This is a genomic window from Chryseobacterium gambrini (genome assembly GCF_027920505.1).
Taxonomy (GTDB): domain Bacteria; phylum Bacteroidota; class Bacteroidia; order Flavobacteriales; family Weeksellaceae; genus Chryseobacterium; species Chryseobacterium gambrini.
The window spans coordinates 1429876-1446443 of the sequence record NZ_CP115857.1; the positions used below are offsets into that span (position 1 = coordinate 1429876).

Below are 16568 nucleotides of genomic sequence, written 5' to 3' on the forward strand. Positions count from 1 at the left end.
TAAAACTTATTCATTCATATGAGTACTACAACACAATACATGCCTTATAAAGTTAAGGACATCTCCCTTGCAGAATGGGGAAGAAAAGAAATTACCCTTGCTGAAGCGGAAATGCCTGGTTTGATGGCAATTCGTGAAGAATACGGACCGTCTCAACCGTTAAAAGGTGCAAGAATCGCAGGATGTCTTCACATGACCATCCAGACTGCTGTACTTATCGAGACATTGGTAGCTTTAGGTGCTGAAGTTACATGGTCTTCTTGTAATATTTTCTCTACACAGGATCACGCTGCTGCTGCAATTGCTGCTGCAGGAATTCCGGTTTATGCGTGGAAAGGAATGAACGCTGAGGAATTTGACTGGTGTATAGAGCAGACTATTTTCTTTGGTGAAGACAGAAAACCATTGAACATGATCTTGGATGATGGTGGAGATTTAACCAACATGGTTTTTGATAAGTTCCCTGAACTTACTGCAGGAATTAAAGGTCTTTCTGAAGAAACAACAACAGGTGTTCACAGATTGTACGAAAGAATGAAGAACGGAACTTTGGTAATGCCTGCCATCAACGTAAACGATTCTGTAACGAAATCTAAATTCGACAACAAGTACGGATGTAAAGAATCTGCAGTAGACGCTGTAAGAAGAGCTACAGACATTATGTTGGCAGGAAAAAGAGTGGTAGTTTGCGGATACGGAGATGTAGGTAAAGGTACTGCTGCTTCTTTCAGAGGAGCTGGTTCTATCGTTACGGTTACTGAAATCGATCCAATTTGTGCGCTTCAGGCTGCAATGGACGGTTACGAAGTAAAAAGATTGGATACTGTAGTGGATAACGCAGATATCATCATCACAACAACAGGTAACTTCAACATCGTAAGAGGTGAACATTTCCTTAAAATGAAAGATAAAGCGATCGTTTGTAACATCGGACACTTCGATAACGAAATCGATATGGCTTGGTTAAACGACAACTACGGTCACACAAAATCTGAAGTAAAACCTCAGGTTGATATCTATACTGTAGAAGGTAAAGAAGTGATTATTCTTGCGGAAGGTAGATTAGTAAACTTAGGATGTGCTACAGGACACCCAAGTTTTGTAATGTCTAACTCTTTCTCTAACCAGACTTTGGCTCAGATTGAACTTTGGAACAATTCTGAAGCTTATGGAAACGAAGTATATATGTTGCCTAAACATCTGGATGAAAAAGTAGCGGCTCTTCACCTTAAGAAATTAAGCGTTGAACTAGAAACTCTTTCTCCTGAGCAGGCTGAATATATTGGGGTGGATGTGAAAGGACCATTCAAACCTGAATATTACAGATACTAATAAGCATATTTGCTTTTATATATTGAAACTCTCCCAAAAAGGAGAGTTTTTTTATTTTGTCATCCCTCCGTCACCACTGCATCACGCTCTCCATCTTCTTCTTTTCCTTCCTCGATCATTTCCTCCGCTTCGGCTTTTTCTTCTGCTGTGGCATAATCGATTCGTTCTTCCTGTTCTTCTTCCTGCTCATAATCAATGAAAAATTCACAGAAAACCGGTAAATGATCCGAACCGAAATTTTCAAGCGTTTTCAGGTCTTCAATAAAAATTTCTTCACTGTGAAACATCAGATCAATCGGGAATCTCAGCAAACGGTATTTAGCATGAAAGGTGGAAACAAAAGAACGCCCGATTCTCGGATCGATAAGGTGGCTTGTTTTCCTGAAAAGAATGGACGATTTCGACCACGCTACATTGTTGAAATCTCCTACAACAATCACCGGTTTTTTTATTTCGGTAATTCTTTTGGCAGCACTCAGAAGATCTCCGTCTCGCTCTTTTGACGTTTCTTCTTCCGTTGGGCTTGGCGGAGGGGGATGAACTCCGAAGAATACGAAAGAAAATCCATCCTCGGTTTTCAGATGCGCTTCAATACTTGGAATATCATCTGCCACGAAATAATGCGTTTGGGAACTTTCGATTTTTAATTTGGAATAAAAATGCATTCCATATGTATTTTCCAGAGTTACTTTATGCTGAAAAGGATACTCTTTTTCCAGTTTTCGCAGTGCTTTTTCCCAGTCTCCGTTGCTTTCCATCGTGAGGAACATTTGCGGCTTACATTTTTCGATAAGCTGAATAAAACGGTCATATTCTGTATTAAACTGATAAACATTGGCAGAAATAAAATGTACTTTATCTGAAGATTTGTACTTCTGAGAAAACTTCTTAACCGGATAAAGCGGAGTATATTTTATAAGAATGATACTGTGATGAATGAACATTAAGATTAAAAGTCCCTGAAAATACCAAAAGTATGCTGAATCTTTTACAAAAAACCCTAAAACAAAGGTGAAAACAGTAAAAAATGTGATCTGTATTTTACCAAATTCAGGCACACGGAAAACCCAGTGCGAATGCTGAATTTTAGGCAGTATGGTTAAGATTAATAATAAAACGGTCAGACTCAGGTAAAATGTCCACATATATTTTTCAAATAAACAGATAAATTTAGTGTAATTTTATAAATTTTCAAACGGATTGCTGTTTAAACTTTGTTAATTCATTTGAAACTAACTGTAAATTTTCGTTATTTTAATCATTCAGATAAAAACAATCTTATGTATAAAATATTATCATTTGCTTTACTGTTGGGAGGTCTTTGCTTCGGTCAGCAAAATCAGAATTCTGATATTGAAAAACCAATCCGCAATTTATTTGCCGGAATGAAAAATTCCGATACGGAAATGATGAAATCTGTTTTTGCAGATACCGCAATTCTTCAGACCATTACAAAAGACGGCGTAAAAACCGAAGATATTGAAGCTTTTGTAAACTCTGTTTCTCAAATGGCAAAAGGCGATCTCGAAGAAAAAATTACTATTGAAGCCATCCATACAGACGGAAATCTTGCCAGTGTTTTTACTCCGTATTCATTTTACTACAAAAGAAAATTCTCTCATTGCGGAGCCAACAGTTTCCAGCTCATTAAAAAAGGGACGGAATGGAAGATTCAGTATGTAATTGATACCAGAAGAAACGATAATTGTAAAGAAATTAAGTAATGAAAATTCATCATATTGCCATCATTTGTTCAGACTACGAAGTTTCTAAAAAATTTTACACAGAGATTTTAGATTTAAATATCATTCGTGAAGTTTACCGTGAAGAAAGACAGTCTTACAAGCTCGATCTTGCCATCGGAGATCATTATGTCATTGAGCTGTTTTCGTTTCCAAATCCTCCGCAACGACCTTCCCGACCGGAGTCCTGCGGTTTAAGACATCTCGCTTTTTCGGTTGAAAATGTAAAGGAAAAGAGAGAAGAATTAATTCATAAAGGTTTGGAGTGCGAAGAAATAAGGATAGACGAATACACCGAAAAAGAATTTTTCTTCACACAGGATCCGGATCAGCTTCCGCTGGAATTTTATGAAATGTAATCTTTAAAAATTTAAATTAATGATGAAAAAACTTGTTGTGATTATTGCAGCATTTGCTTTAACCAATATCAATGCTCAGAAAGTCAATGAACCGAAAGATCATCCTAAAGAATGGTCACAATCTTACGAACCGTTCAGGATTGCCGGAAATCTGTATTATGTAGGAACGTACGACCTTGCTTCATATCTTATCGTTACGAATAAAGGAAATATTTTAATCAATACAGGACTTGCCGATTCGCTTCCGATCATTAAAAATAATATTAAAAAGCTTGGTTTTAAATACCAGGATACCAAAATATTGTTGCTTACACAGGCGCATTACGATCATTTGGGCGCAATGGCAGACATCAAAAAAGAAACCGGGGCAAAATTATATGTGGATGAAGCCGATGCCGATGTCCTGAAAAGCGGTGGGGAATCAGATTATGAACTGGGAAAATACGGTGTTACTTTTAAACCTGTAAAACCTGATTATATTTTAAAAGATAAAAATGTAGTAACGCTTGGAGATTCGAAATTAACAATGCTTCATCATCCCGGTCATACGAAAGGATCATGCAGCTTTCTCTTTGAAACAAGGGACAGTAAAAAAAGCTATAAAGTTTTAATTGCGAATATGCCGACTATTATCATTGACAAAAAGTTTTCTGAAGTTACCGCGTATCCTTCTATCGAAAAAGATTATGAATATACTTTAAATGCCATGAAAAATCTGGATTTCGATATTTGGGTTGCTTCCCATGCAAGTCAGTTTGATTTACACAAAAAGCATAAGCCAAAAGATAAGTACAATCCGGCTGTTTTTATGAACAAAAAAGAATATCAGGACGAACTCGATTCTTTAGAAAAAGATTTTCTGAAGAAGAAATCTGAGTAAGTTTAATGCGCATATCCCGTAAAAAAACTGATTGCCATAATCGCAAGAACGATGGAAGAAATGACTACGTAGATGTAGTCTTTTTCTTTTAGATAACCAATCAATGCGAAAATAATTCTCATTAACGGAGTGAACACCAAAAGAAGAATTCCCAACTGGATAATCGCCATTCCTTCTCCTTTGCAAAGCGAATTCCAGAAGTGTCCCCACACTTTTTCCGAAGATTCTCCCATATCCAGAGAAGTATATTTTTTAGGCATTTTAAATCCTTCCGTGAAAAGTTTGATAAAGCCGATTAATGATGTTGCAACAGAAAGGATAACTCCCAGTCTCAGCAAATTTCCTACCGAACGGTTCAGATCTACATCCGTGAAATTCTTTCTCATTATCTGAAGCTTTTATTGATACCGTTGTACATCATGTAAACCGAAAGAATCGTAATGACAATGGCAAAGAATGTCTTTAATTTTTTGGTTTTGGAAACCATAAGTGTTTTAGATCCGATAAAACTTCCTACCACAACCCCAATAAGAACCGGAGCTGCAATAACCGGAATAATTTCACCTCTCTGAAAATAGATCAGCGCACTCGCAACCGCTGTTACCCCGATCATAAAATTACTCGTCGTCGTAGAAACTTTAAAAGGCAGTTTCATCATATTATCCATTGCCAGAACTTTCAGCGCACCGGAACCGATTCCCAATAATCCGGACATGGCTCCTGCAAACATCATCATCAGAAATCCGGGAACTGTATTTCTTGCAGAGTAGCTTTTCACCACCCCTTTATCAGGAAAAGTTCCGAACAATTTTAATTTTTCTTCCAGACTTCCTTTAATAATAGGTTCCTGATGATCCGGTTTTCCTTTTAAATTTAAAATAACCGTTAAAAGAAGAATACTCGCGAAAATAATTCCGATCGTATTCGGATTTAGCATTCCGGAAACCAAAGCTCCGACGATGGCGCCCGAAGTAGTGGCTATTTCTAAAAACATCCCGACTCTCATATTGGTAAAGCCTTCTTTTACAAAAGCTACCGCCGCACCGGAAGAAGTTCCGATAACAGAGATAAGAGAAGCACCGATGGCGTAATGCATAGGAACGCCGAAACCCAGCGTTAATAAAGGAATAATGATAACTCCTCCTCCCAATCCGGTCAAAGAACCCAGAAGTCCTGCCGAAATGGCTCCAAGAAAGAGAATGATGATTTCTGACATGTTACAAATATAAAACTATTGCGTTAGTTTGCCAAACGTTTAAAAAAGATAAATTTGACGTATTTTTGCATAAACAAAATTTTATATGAAATTATTTTATATCATCCTCGGAGCTACTCCGAAAGGACGAAATATAGAGCAGCACGATGTCTTCTTCGGAATTGCGGAAAGCCTGAAAGATCTGGTTCCGGATATGAAAGAGTTCTGGAAAGATGCCAAAATCCACATCGACTGTTATCAGGAAGTGCGTTTTATTGATGGCTATGAAGTGAAAATTACAGAAAAAGGAGAGAAAACATCGGAAGAACAACTGTACTTTATTAATCTCGGAGGATATAAAAGAGGTTTTTTTGAAGAATTTCATGAACAGCATTTAATGGTTGGAAATTCGATGGCAGAAGTTACAAAAAGAGCAAAAGCCACAGAATTTTATAAAACGATGGGATTCAAAGGAGCGGAAAGTCATATTGATGATAAACACGGCGTAGACATTGATGATATTTTCAAGGTAAATGATATTCTTCCTGAAAAAATGAGAGAAAAATATTCCATTTCATTAATAAAATCAAATGCCGAAAATCAGGAAAACGTAGTGGAACTGGGATATCTGAAAATTGATAAAATTCAATAAAACATAATGCTCATAGCTGAGTGAAACGCCTTTGCGAGCGAAAAATAATGAGTGAATTTTTCAAAAAGTCTTAGCGAGCTTAGCGTTAAATTTTAAACGATATTAAATCTAACAGAAAATAAAAGTAAAAAATGAAAATTGGAATTTTAGGAGGAGGACAGCTCGGAAGAATGCTGATTCAGGAAGCATTGAAATACGACGATGAATTTTATACGCTGGATCCTGCTTCAGATGCACCCTGTCATAATATTTCCTACTTTACTCAGGGAAATTTCAACGATTATGAAAGCGTTCTGAATTTCGGTAAGGATAAAGATGTGGTAACCATCGAAATCGAGCACGTAAATGCGGATGCTCTTGCCGAACTTGAAAATCAGGGGATAAAAGTCGTTCCGAATTCTAAAATCATTAAAACGATTCAACAGAAAATTCTTCAGAAACAATTTTATGCACAACACGATATTCCAAGTCCGGAATTCGAAGTAATGGATGGAAGTTCCGACGAAATTAAAATGCCTCTGCCTTTTGTACAGAAAATGAACACAGGAGGATATGACGGAAAAGGAGTTCAGGTAATCCGTACCAATGAAGACATGAAAAATCTCTGGATACAGGATTCTGTGATCGAAAAATTAGTGGATATTGATAAAGAACTTTCCGTAATTGTTGCCAGAAATGAAAACGGAGAAACAAAAACTTTCCCTGTAACGGAAATGGTTGCCGATCCGAAGCTCAATCTTCTGGATTTCAACATTTGTCCGGTTTTTTTAACCGAAGAAATTGAGGAGCAAATCAATTCGATCACAGAAAAATTCCTCAATGCAATTCATTCTCCGGGACTTTTCGCCATCGAACTGTTTTTAGATAAAGAAGGAAAAGTCTGGGTAAACGAAACGGCTCCGAGACTTCATAATTCAGGACATCAGAGTCAGGAAGGAAATGCCAATTCACAGTTTGAGCAGATGTACCGCGTGGTGAAGAATTTACCTCTGGCAGATACGGATGCCATTATCTACAGCGGAATGCTGAATCTGGTGGGCGCAGAAGGCTTTTCCGGAAAAGTAGTTTATGAAGGAATGGAAGATGTTTTAAGACTTCCTGAAACCTACGTTCACCTGTATGGAAAAACAGAAACCAAACCGGGAAGAAAAATGGGGCACATCAATGTTCTGGCAGAATCCAGAGAAGAACTGATGGAAAAACTGGTGATGGTGAAAGGAATGGTAAGAGTTATTTCTGAATAATTTTACTATTAACATCATTGAAAAAGACTGCTTGAGAAGGCAGTCTTTTTTAGTTTTTAATTCATTTTAATTTTAGTTTTTAACTCTGGAAGCTTCATTTCTTTTTTATTTTTTGAAATATCTCCATAAACTGTTTTTGAATCTTTATTCAATGTAAGCCAATAACATCCGCAAGCTGAAATATAATAATCTTTTGGTCTTTCTTTGATGTGAAAATAGTTATTCTTACTTCCGTCACTCGCAGCATTAAGACTCATGATGTAGTATTTACCTTGTTGAAATGAAGAAAGATAAGGTCTACAGAGATTTCCATTATCTCCCCAAATGATAAATGTCTTTCTGGATTCTTTTCCTTTTACAACTTCAATAACTTCAACTTCCATAGACATTGGAACCTGCTCATCATAAATATCTTTGAAGGTAATAAACTTTTTTACTTTAACTACAGTGATTAATTTTGAATTTAAAGACATTTTAAGAAAACCTCCTTCATAATTACAATCACAGGCATAATTGTATTCATATGTTCCAAAGAATAGTATAAAACAGATTATATAGGTAAATTTCATTTACTTGAACTATTTCTAAAATTAATGTCTTTATTTTCTTTTGATATCATTTAAATAATGATCAACATAATTTTCATAATTACTTCTCAAATTTTCACTTTCGTTTTGAAAATAACTTTGTGCGTTCTCTGCTGTTTTGATATATTTTTTAAGTTTAAGATTAAAATTCCAAAATTTATACGTTAAGAATAAAGAAAATATTAATATCGAAAAAATATTAAAAATAACGAGTTCCGAATTACTATCAAAATAATTACTTACGGTGAATAACTTGAAGAGATTGTATAGTGATAGAACTATAACAGCCATATTAAGAAAAGCGATCAAATAATTCAAAATTTCATTTTTTTGAATTATTACAAAATCATTCTTTAACTCTTTGAATTTTTGTTCATGCGTATTTACTCTCTGGATTTTAAACAATTTATATTGCCTTAAATCTTCGTTGATTCTTTCTGTTTCATTCATGATTTTAGTAATAGTTTTTAACAAGTGAAATATAAATATTATTTGAATATAATATACAATTCTTACTTAAAAATCTTCTTAATCACATTTCCGATTTCCATAAAATCATCATGATTTCCTACGGAACGTTTTTCCACATCATTTTCATCAAATTCTGAAAAAGGAAAGATCAGCAAATAATTATTGTCGCGAAGGTTTCTGTTTAAAAGTTCCGGAATCAGCCTCATCTGCGGAATGTAGGACTTCATGCCTCTTTTTGCCATAAAAACAATTAAAGCTTCATCTTCTTTAAGTTCCGCTGCGGTTTTTTCGCCGTCTTTCCATGAATTCATAATGATAAATTCAGCTTCAATATTAGCTTTTTTAATAATTTTCTGAAGAATGTCTAAAATAGTTTCCGAAGCATAAAAAACAATCGTCGCACCGGAGTTTCTGGCAATATTCCAAACCCTTAAAAGCGCATGAAAGAAACCTGCTTCTTTATGGGCATTTTCGGGAATCATCACCGCATATTTTTTGATGGTCGACAAAGGCTGTGCAGCGTGATACACCAAAACATTAACGTGGTCGTTCTGAAGATAGCCGTTGTAAAGATTGTACACAAAAGAAGGGGAAAAACCTTTTTCATCTTCCAGTCCGATGATGATATCGGTGATATTCTGCTCTTTAATAACGTTATTCACTCCATTGATGACATCGTTATCGTATCTTTTCAGTGGCTGAATTTTCACATCCGCAGCAGCAGCCGTATCTGTAGCGCTGTGCAGCAGTTTTTCGGCATTCTTTACGGAAGATTCGTTTTTATCTTCGTTAATCACATTTAGTGCGAATATATTTTCTGTGTTAGAATGGGCTTTAATTAAAATTCCCAAATTCACCATTCTTTCGACGGTGGCTTCATAATTTAAAGCTAAAAGAATATTTTCCTCTTCATGCGTATTTCCGGAAACCGTATCTTCATTGTCCTGTTCCGCTATTTTCTGTGCACTTGCCATCGAAACAAATGATGATATCGTACATGAAATCAGAATCAGCAGAATACTTCCGTTCAGAACGTGTTCATTTAATAATCTGATCGGTTCTCCCGTTTCCGTTTCCGAAAGGATAATATTGTAACCTACCATTACTGAAGCCAGCGTTGCCGCTGCCGAAGCGGAACTCAGCCCGAAAATCAGCTTTCCTTCTTCTTTGGTAAGCCTGAATGTTTTCTGTGTAGCTACCGCCGAAAGATATTTTCCGCCAATCGAAGCTACAAGCATAATTCCGGCTACTTCCAGTGTTTCCCAGCTTTTAAAAAAGACTTTAAAATCAATCAGCATTCCTACACTGATCAGGAAAAAAGGGATGAAAATTGCATTCCCGACAAATTCTACACGGTTCATCAGTGATGAAGTGTGAGGAATCAGCCTGTTTAAAGCCAATCCAGCGAAGAAAGCTCCGATAATGGCTTCAACTCCTGCCAATTCTGCCAGTAAAGCCGCGAGATAAATCATCACCAAAACAAAAATATACTGCGAAATTTTATCATCTACTTTTTTGAAAAACCATCGTCCGATCATGGGAAAAATCAGCAAAACAATCAGTCCGAACACAACGAATGAGACTGAAAGCTTCACCCAGAATTCTGTGCCGACATCACCCTGCGACATTCCCACAATTACGGCAAGAACCAAAAGCGCAAGAATATCTGTAATCATCGTTCCGCCCACGGTAATATTTACTGCCGGGTTTTTGGCAATTCCCAACTTGCTTATCAAAGGATAGGCAATTAAGGTGTGTGACGAGAATAAACTGGCAAAAAGAACAGACGTAAGGACAGAAAAATGCAGAATGTAATAGGCTCCGAAATATCCTAAAACAAAAGGCACGGTAAAGGTATAAATTCCGAAGGTGAGACTTTTCCATTTATTTTTTTTGAAATCGCCCATATCTATTTCCAGTCCGGCAAGAAACATGATGTAGAGCAATCCTGTGGTTCCTGTTACCACAATGCTGCTGTCTCTCGCTAAAACATTAAATCCGTTCGGACCGATAACGGCACCTGCAATAATCAGCCCCAATAAATGAGGAACTTTTATTTTATTTAAAAGCAATGGTGCGGCAAGAATAATAATTAAAACCAGAAGAAATTTAAGTACCGGGTCTTCGATGGGAAGACTCAGGTTGTGTATGCTCAGTAAAGTCATTATGTGTTTATTTGGTGGAACGGATAAGTTCTACGGAGAATTTTGCCATACAGTTGTTGTCTACTGCAATGGTTCTTGTACCTCTAATTTTATTAGCTGAAAAATCATTGAGAAGCACATTCATTTCGACCTGTTTTTTCGAAGTAGAATCTGTTTTAAAAATAAGCTTTGCCTCGTTGTTTTCAAATTTTCCCGAGTAGAGCCTTACCAGATTATTGTTGTTAATGATCTTAGTAACCAACTGAATAGAATCGCTGTCGAATTCCCAGGTATCGGTACGCTGATCGCCGACTACGTAATCGCTGCAGTTGGACTCTGTACAGATTACTTTTCCCGTCCAGGATCCGGCAATTTCAGCAGGCCAGACTACAATTTTCACAGAATCTTTATTGGCAAAGACACTGTCTCTCATTTTTAAAAGAGACTGATATTCAGATTCTTTTTGGGCGAATGATTTTTCTTTTTCCAGTAATTGCTGCTCTCTTAAAGTAAGGTCATTTTCCTTTTTTCTGTTGTCGCAGCTTGTTAAAAGGATTAATATAGCAGAAACTGCAAATAGGGCGTTTTTTATCATATTGAATAACTTGGTGAAAACAATATAGGAAAAAAAACGGAAAGTTAAAAGTCTTGATTTTTATCTTAATGGCAGATTTTTTAATCAATTTTTATTCAATTCGTTGTTTTTTGAACATTTCTCTGTTGTAATTAATAACAAAAACACCCAAAATGATCAATATTGCTGCAATGATAAATTTAGCTGAAATTTCTTCATCAAGGATCAGCCAGCTTAAGAAAATGGAAATAATGGTATTGATATATGCCAGAATAGAAACCTGAACCGGAGAAACTTTTGTTAAAGCATAATGATAGGCGAAAAAAGCTGCAACAGAGCCAAAAAGCGAAAGATACAGCATTGCCGAAATACTTTTTACAGACCAGTTTTCGAAGTTATAATTTTCGCTGAAAAGTAAAGCAAAGATAATCTGAATGATCCCTGCAAAAGCAAACTGATAAAAAAGATTCAGCGAAATATTTTTACTCTGAATATTCATTTTTTTAGTGAAAATTGTTCCTGAAGCCCATCCTGCAATGGCAAAGAGTAAAAGGAGAATCCCAAATCTGTAATCCGGATTGGCTAAATCGTTAATACCGTCCCAGAAGATGAATAAAATCCCTCCAAAACACATGAAAAGCCCCAACATTGCACGAACGGTGAATTTCTGTAACCCAATTGCCACACTTCCTAAAAATACAACGATGGGTGAAGTGGCACTGATTAATGAAGTTAAACTGCTGGTTAAAGTCTCTTCAGCAACGGTTGTCAGTCCGTTTGCCATAATCAGCATCAATGAAGAAAAAATAAGCTGATACCCCAAATTTTTCCAGCCAATCCACTGAAACTGTTTTCTGTACAGTAAAATGAAAAGCATGATAACTGCTGCCAAAAACTGACGGATTCCCGCAACAAACCAAGCCGGAATGGTTTCAACAGCAACACGGATTGATAAAAATGTGGTTCCCCAGACAACAGCAACGGTGAGAATGGCAAGAGTAAGCTTAAAATCTTTCAAAATGGTGGTCTTAGCGGCAAATATATTCAATTAAAAGTTCATTCAAAAGCTTTCTGAAGCTTCATTCCTTTTGCCCAACAACTTTTACGCCTTTTTGCATGAGGTTTTTTAATTTTTTATCTTTGAGCATCTAATAAATTGAAAAAATGGTAGGAATAATAATGGGAAGTCAGAGCGACTTACCGATCATGGAACAGGCAGCGAATTTTTTAAAATCTTTAGACATACCTTATGAACTGACGGTAGTTTCTGCACATAGAACACCGGAAAGAATGTTCGATTATGCAAAAACAGCTAAAGAAAGAGGCTTGAAAGTAATTGTTGCCGGAGCGGGAGGAGCAGCCCATCTTCCGGGAATGGTAGCAAGCTGCACAACTTTACCTGTGATCGGAGTTCCGATTTTATCGAGCAACTCTATTGATGGTTGGGATTCTGTATTATCAATTCTTCAGATGCCGGGCGGAATTCCTGTAGCTACAGTTGCTTTGAACGGTGCTTTGAATGCGGGAATTTTAGCTGCAAAAATCATTGGAAGCTCAGACGATACCGTTGCTGAAAGCCTTCAGAAATATCAGGAATCTTTAAAAGATAAAGTTCTGGGAACGGTGGATGATATTAAAGATAAACATCCGAATCATTTTGATAAATAATTTAATACAGGATAAAGACTCAGGCTCACGAAATTCGTGAGCCTGAATCTTTATCACTACTCCTGAAATTTAGTTAGTCATTTATTTCATCAGGAATTTTTTTGAGTTCCATTAAAATAAAAACTCTCCGAATTTGGAGAGTCTAATCATTTTTTATTCCTGAAGCATATTGTCTCTGGTATTTTTCTGAACCGCAATGGCTCCGAAAAGTGCCAGTAAAAAGGCAAATCCGTAAAACCCTTTTTCACTTGGAAGAATTGTCGCATTCCATAATCCGATTGCCAGTAATACGATGGAGGAAAGGGTAGCAAACCAACAGATTCCATAATAGATGTCAGTTACTTTGATGTTTTCCAGCCTGTCACGTACTGCTTTCTGCAAAGAAACCACTGCAAATAATCCATACAGAAGAATAGTGAAATAATATCCTTTCTCATTAAGCTGCATTTCCGCTCTCGCTAAACCTACGATAAAACCAATCATTCCAGCTCCTAAAGCGACCCAGGATGCCGCGACAAATGCAGTTGATACATTTTGCTTTTTCATGTTTAATGTTTTTGTTAAAGGTTTCAAAGATATTAATTTAAATTAAATGTGAACTATTCTTTAAAGGTTCCTTAATTAAATTAAACTAATAACATATATTTTTCCATTAACACTCCGGAACATTCACCGCAATTGCCAAACCGCCTTCGGAAGTTTCCTTAAAACGGTCATTCATGGATAAAGCGGTTTCCCACATCGTCTGGATTACTTCATCTAACGTTACTTTTGCTTTCGCTGGATCACTTTCCAGTGCAATATTTGCTGCCGTGATGGCTTTTATCGCTCCCATTGTATTCCTTTCGATACAAGGAATCTGTACAAGTCCTTTTATCGGATCACAGGTTAAGCCTAAATGATGCTCCATGGCAATTTCGGCTGCCATTAAAACCTGACCGACAGTTCCCCCTAAAATTTCGGTAAGACCTGCCGCCGCCATTGCGGAAGAAACACCTACTTCTGCCTGACAACCGCCCATTGCAGCAGAAATGGTTGCATTTTTTTTGAATAAAGTTCCGATTTCTCCTGCTACTAAAAGGAATCTCACAATATCATCTTCGCTGGTAAATTCCGTAAAAGCCTGTGCATACATTAGAACCGCCGGAATTACACCACTTGCACCGTTCGTAGGAGCGGTAATAATTCTGCCGAAACTTGCATTTTCTTCATTCACAGCCAATGCAAAACAGGAAATCCATTTATTGATATTGGTGAAATTTTCTTCGGCTTCTACAACCTGCTGAAACCATTCGTCTTTATTTTTATAGATTTTATCTCCCAGTAATTTCCTGTTGATTCCGGCTGCACGACGCGTAACATTCAATCCGCCCGGAAGAGTTCCTTCTTTATTGACACCTTTGTAGATGCATTCTTTAATCTGCTGCCAAATGTAAAGTGCTTCCGCTTTGGTTTCCTCCGGTGTTCTCCAGCTTTCTTCGTTGATTAAAATTAAATCTGAAATGCGATTCAATCCTAATTTTTCACAATATTTCACAATATCTGAAGATTTATGACAAGGATATAAGGTGCGGACACAATGTTTCTGAATTGATTTTTTTTCCTGACTCATGATAAAACCGCCGCCTACAGAATAAAAATCCTGCACAAGTTCGGTTCCGTCTTCAAAAACAGCTTTGAAAATCATTCCGTTGGGATGATACTCAAGAGATTTTTTCATATTAAGCACCAAATGATGCCCGTAAATGAAAGGAATTTCTTTTTCGCCACCCAGATTAAGGATTTGGGTAGATTTTATTTTTTCTATTTTTTCATCAATTTTTGTGGTATCGATTGTTTTAAAATCTTCGCCATTCAGACCCAGCATTCCGGCAATATCGGTTCCGTGACCGATACCCGTTTTTGCCAGTGAACCGAAAAATTCAAGGAAAACTTCTTTTACATCTTCAATTGCTCTTTCTCTTTTAATAATCCTGATGAATGCAGAAGCTGCATTCCAAGGTCCCATTGTGTGTGAACTGGACGGACCTATTCCTACTTTTATAATCTCAAAAACCGATATTGATTCCATATAGAAAATTACTCATTTTTCCTAAACGCAAAGATACACGATAAATCGAGATGCAAAAGCCGGAGTTGAAAATTCAGCTCCGGCTTTCTAATTAAAACTATATGAACACTTGTAGATAACCTTTTTTTTGTGTAAATGACGAATGGTGAATTTGCTTCGCATTCAATTGTTAATTGTTTTTAAGCTTAAATAAATTCACAATTGACCATTTACTATTTAACATTCTCTTTATCAGCAGAGACTTTCCTCATGCTGCGAAATATCCAGTCCCATATCTTCAGATTCTTCTGAAACCCTTAAAGTGATAATACTGTCGGTAATTTTATACAAAAGCAATGATCCGAAAAACGTAAAAACAGAGACCAACAGTAATGCAGCCATATGATGGGCAAAAACTTCAAAACCGCCATGAAGAAGACTTGCTTTTTCGCCGTGTGCAAAAATTGCGGTTAAGATCATTCCCATGATTCCTCCTACTCCATGACAGGCAAAAACGTCTAATGTATCATCAATTTTCTTTAAAGCTTTCCAATTCACCATTATATTAGAAACAATAGCGGAAATAAACCCTATAAAAAGACTTTCTGCAACGGAAACAAAACCACAGGCGGGAGTAATTGCGACTAAACCGACAACGGCTCCGATACAGGCACCTAAAGCAGAAACTTTTCTTTTATTAATTCTGTCGAAAAAGATCCATGTCATCATCGCGGAAGCTGAAGCAATTGTTGTTGTTCCGAAAGCCGTTGCTGCTGTTGCATTGGCTGCCAAAGCCGAACCTGCATTAAAACCAAACCACCCGAACCAGAGCATTCCTGTTCCCAACATGACATAAGAAATATTGGAAGGATCGTGATGAGGTTTTTTCCTGTTTCCAACCACCATTGCGCCTGCTAAAGCCGCAAAACCGGCACTCATGTGTACAACAGTGCCTCCTGCAAAATCTTTTACACCAAAATATTTATTCAGTAATCCGTCCGGATGCCAAACCATGTGACAAAGCGGGGTATAAATAAACAGACTGAAAAGTACCATGAATAAAAGGTAAGAGATGAAACGTACCCGTTCTGCAAAAGAACCCGTAATTAATGCCGGAGTAATGACTGCAAATTTCATCTGAAACAACGCAAAAAGAATAAAAGGAATCGTAGAAGCCATCGCTTTATGCGGCAATACTCCTACTCCACTGAAAAAAGGATAGCTCAAAGGGTTACCGATGATTCCGTAATGTTCTCCATTGATGGTAAAACCAATAGAATCTCCGAATGAGAGGGAAAAACCAACCACTACCCACAAAATGGAAATTACTCCCAAAGCAATAAAACTTTGAAGCATCGTAGAAATTACGTTTTTCTTTCCTACCATTCCTCCGTAGAAGAAAGATAAGCCGGGAGTCATTAATAAAACAAGACCTGCCGCCGCAAGAATCCAGGCAACATCTGCCCCTACAATTTTATCTTCGCTTAAAAATGCTCCGGTATTCGGGAAATCTGAAATCGGACTCCAGAATAGTCCGCCAACGGCAATCAAAGCAATTATCGCAAAAGAAACGATCCATTTTAAACCTACTGTCATAAAATTTGTGTTTTACCCCTTCAAATGTAAGGATAAATTTTTAAAAACAATAAAAATTTAAAACAAACCCCTGT

General features: G+C 36.9%; 17 protein-coding genes and 1 pseudogene. 7 read left to right on the plus strand and 11 right to left on the minus strand.

The features are described 5' to 3' along the window. Positions 1–18: 18 nt before the first annotated feature. Positions 19–1332 (plus strand): adenosylhomocysteinase, encoded by a 1314-nt coding sequence (ahcY, locus tag PFY09_RS06325; RefSeq protein ID WP_087711398.1) that lies wholly within the window; start codon positions 19–21, stop codon positions 1330–1332. 59 nt (positions 1333–1391) lie between these two features. Here the strand turns inward: ahcY and PFY09_RS06330 are convergent, their stop codons facing one another. Beyond that, a complete protein-coding gene (locus tag PFY09_RS06330; protein WP_271161840.1) occupies positions 1392–2477 on the minus strand; it encodes an endonuclease/exonuclease/phosphatase family protein in 1086 nt (361 codons plus the stop codon). 135 nt (positions 2478–2612) lie between these two features. Between PFY09_RS06330 and PFY09_RS06335 the strand changes: the two genes are divergently transcribed. From PFY09_RS06335 to bla, 3 genes and pseudogenes are all read left to right on the plus strand, one after another. Next, on the plus strand, positions 2613–3056 hold the full coding sequence (locus tag PFY09_RS06335; protein ID WP_271161841.1) for a nuclear transport factor 2 family protein: 444 nt from the start codon (positions 2613–2615) through the stop codon (positions 3054–3056). Then, on the plus strand, positions 3056–3433 hold the full coding sequence (gene gloA2 / locus PFY09_RS06340; protein ID WP_271161842.1) for an SMU1112c/YaeR family gloxylase I-like metalloprotein: 378 nt from the start codon (positions 3056–3058) through the stop codon (positions 3431–3433). The genes PFY09_RS06335 and gloA2 overlap by 1 nt, the downstream gene beginning before the upstream one ends. Positions 3434–3448: 15 nt before the next feature. Continuing rightward, positions 3449–4313: pseudogene (gene bla / locus PFY09_RS06345) on the plus strand (subclass B3 metallo-beta-lactamase). Between the two features lie 2 nt (positions 4314–4315). Here the strand turns inward: bla and PFY09_RS06350 are convergent. Beyond that, on the minus strand, positions 4316–4699 hold the full coding sequence (locus PFY09_RS06350) for a DUF1634 domain-containing protein (RefSeq protein ID WP_076396752.1): 384 nt from the start codon (positions 4697–4699) through the stop codon (positions 4316–4318). Next, positions 4699–5529 (minus strand): sulfite exporter TauE/SafE family protein, encoded by an 831-nt coding sequence (locus PFY09_RS06355; protein ID WP_076396750.1) that lies wholly within the window; start codon positions 5527–5529, stop codon positions 4699–4701. The genes PFY09_RS06350 and PFY09_RS06355 overlap by 1 nt, the downstream gene beginning before the upstream one ends. A gap of 85 nt (positions 5530–5614) precedes the next feature. On the opposite strand from PFY09_RS06355, the gene PFY09_RS06360 reads away from it, so the two are divergent. Together PFY09_RS06360 and PFY09_RS06365 are read left to right on the plus strand one after the other, a co-directional pair. Continuing rightward, on the plus strand, positions 5615–6160 hold the full coding sequence (locus tag PFY09_RS06360; RefSeq protein ID WP_271161844.1) for a DUF1543 domain-containing protein: 546 nt from the start codon (positions 5615–5617) through the stop codon (positions 6158–6160). 131 nt (positions 6161–6291) lie between these two features. Further along, positions 6292–7404, plus strand: coding sequence for a 5-(carboxyamino)imidazole ribonucleotide synthase (locus PFY09_RS06365; protein ID WP_271161845.1), 1113 nt, complete (start codon positions 6292–6294; stop codon positions 7402–7404). Between the two features lie 56 nt (positions 7405–7460). On the opposite strand, the gene PFY09_RS06370 is transcribed toward PFY09_RS06365, so the two are convergent. From PFY09_RS06370 to PFY09_RS06390, 5 genes are all read right to left on the minus strand, one after another. Next, complete coding sequence (locus PFY09_RS06370; protein ID WP_268054678.1) at positions 7461–7973, minus strand: hypothetical protein; 513 nt, start codon at positions 7971–7973, stop codon at positions 7461–7463. A gap of 30 nt (positions 7974–8003) precedes the next feature. After that, complete coding sequence (locus PFY09_RS06375) at positions 8004–8441, minus strand: hypothetical protein (RefSeq protein WP_116547830.1); 438 nt, start codon at positions 8439–8441, stop codon at positions 8004–8006. 62 nt (positions 8442–8503) lie between these two features. Then, entirely contained in the window at positions 8504–10627 is a 2124-nt protein-coding gene (locus PFY09_RS06380) for a cation:proton antiporter (RefSeq protein ID WP_271161846.1), read from the minus strand. 7 nt (positions 10628–10634) lie between these two features. Beyond that, the gene (locus tag PFY09_RS06385; protein WP_271161847.1) at positions 10635–11201 is read right to left on the minus strand and encodes a hypothetical protein; all 567 of its coding nucleotides are present in this window, start codon (positions 11199–11201) and stop codon (positions 10635–10637) included. A gap of 91 nt (positions 11202–11292) precedes the next feature. Continuing rightward, the gene (locus PFY09_RS06390; protein ID WP_271161848.1) at positions 11293–12198 is read right to left on the minus strand and encodes a DMT family transporter; all 906 of its coding nucleotides are present in this window, start codon (positions 12196–12198) and stop codon (positions 11293–11295) included. 146 nt (positions 12199–12344) lie between these two features. On the opposite strand from PFY09_RS06390, the gene purE reads away from it, so the two are divergent. Continuing rightward, the gene (purE, locus tag PFY09_RS06395) at positions 12345–12848 is read left to right on the plus strand and encodes a 5-(carboxyamino)imidazole ribonucleotide mutase (RefSeq protein ID WP_108409700.1); all 504 of its coding nucleotides are present in this window, start codon (positions 12345–12347) and stop codon (positions 12846–12848) included. Between the two features lie 153 nt (positions 12849–13001). Here the strand turns inward: purE and yiaA are convergent, their stop codons facing one another. The 3 genes from yiaA to PFY09_RS06410 all read right to left on the minus strand — a co-directional run bounded on the left by yiaA (position 13002) and on the right by PFY09_RS06410 (position 16494). Then, positions 13002–13394 (minus strand): inner membrane protein YiaA, encoded by a 393-nt coding sequence (gene yiaA, locus PFY09_RS06400; RefSeq protein ID WP_076396732.1) that lies wholly within the window; start codon positions 13392–13394, stop codon positions 13002–13004. Between the two features lie 106 nt (positions 13395–13500). After that, positions 13501–14919, minus strand: coding sequence for an L-serine ammonia-lyase (locus PFY09_RS06405; protein ID WP_271161849.1), 1419 nt, complete (start codon positions 14917–14919; stop codon positions 13501–13503). Between the two features lie 231 nt (positions 14920–15150). After that, positions 15151–16494, minus strand: coding sequence for an ammonium transporter (locus tag PFY09_RS06410; RefSeq protein WP_271161850.1), 1344 nt, complete (start codon positions 16492–16494; stop codon positions 15151–15153). Positions 16495–16568: the final 74 nt, after the last annotated feature.

Excerpts from the sequence above, each read along its gene's own strand:
- yiaA (WP_076396732.1), bottom strand. The coding sequence starts at position 13,394 with ATGAAAAAGCAAAATGTATCAACTGCATTTGTCGCGGCATCCTGGGTC.
- PFY09_RS06380 (WP_271161846.1), bottom strand. The coding sequence starts at position 10,627 with ATGACTTTACTGAGCATACACAACCTGAGTCTTCCCATCGAAGACCCG.
- PFY09_RS06360 (WP_271161844.1), top strand. The coding sequence starts at position 5,615 with ATGAAATTATTTTATATCATCCTCGGAGCTACTCCGAAAGGACGAAAT.
- PFY09_RS06330 (WP_271161840.1), bottom strand. The coding sequence starts at position 2,477 with ATGTGGACATTTTACCTGAGTCTGACCGTTTTATTATTAATCTTAACC.
- PFY09_RS06370 (WP_268054678.1), bottom strand. The coding sequence starts at position 7,973 with ATGAAATTTACCTATATAATCTGTTTTATACTATTCTTTGGAACATAT.
- PFY09_RS06375 (WP_116547830.1), bottom strand. The coding sequence starts at position 8,441 with ATGAATGAAACAGAAAGAATCAACGAAGATTTAAGGCAATATAAATTG.
- PFY09_RS06365 (WP_271161845.1), top strand. The coding sequence starts at position 6,292 with ATGAAAATTGGAATTTTAGGAGGAGGACAGCTCGGAAGAATGCTGATT.
- PFY09_RS06335 (WP_271161841.1), top strand. The coding sequence starts at position 2,613 with ATGTATAAAATATTATCATTTGCTTTACTGTTGGGAGGTCTTTGCTTC.
- PFY09_RS06385 (WP_271161847.1), bottom strand. The coding sequence starts at position 11,201 with ATGATAAAAAACGCCCTATTTGCAGTTTCTGCTATATTAATCCTTTTA.
- gloA2 (WP_271161842.1), top strand. The coding sequence starts at position 3,056 with ATGAAAATTCATCATATTGCCATCATTTGTTCAGACTACGAAGTTTCT.
- ahcY (WP_087711398.1), top strand. The coding sequence starts at position 19 with ATGAGTACTACAACACAATACATGCCTTATAAAGTTAAGGACATCTCC.
- PFY09_RS06410 (WP_271161850.1), bottom strand. The coding sequence starts at position 16,494 with ATGACAGTAGGTTTAAAATGGATCGTTTCTTTTGCGATAATTGCTTTG.
- PFY09_RS06355 (WP_076396750.1), bottom strand. The coding sequence starts at position 5,529 with ATGTCAGAAATCATCATTCTCTTTCTTGGAGCCATTTCGGCAGGACTT.
- purE (WP_108409700.1), top strand. The coding sequence starts at position 12,345 with ATGGTAGGAATAATAATGGGAAGTCAGAGCGACTTACCGATCATGGAA.
- PFY09_RS06405 (WP_271161849.1), bottom strand. The coding sequence starts at position 14,919 with ATGGAATCAATATCGGTTTTTGAGATTATAAAAGTAGGAATAGGTCCG.
- PFY09_RS06350 (WP_076396752.1), bottom strand. The coding sequence starts at position 4,699 with ATGAGAAAGAATTTCACGGATGTAGATCTGAACCGTTCGGTAGGAAAT.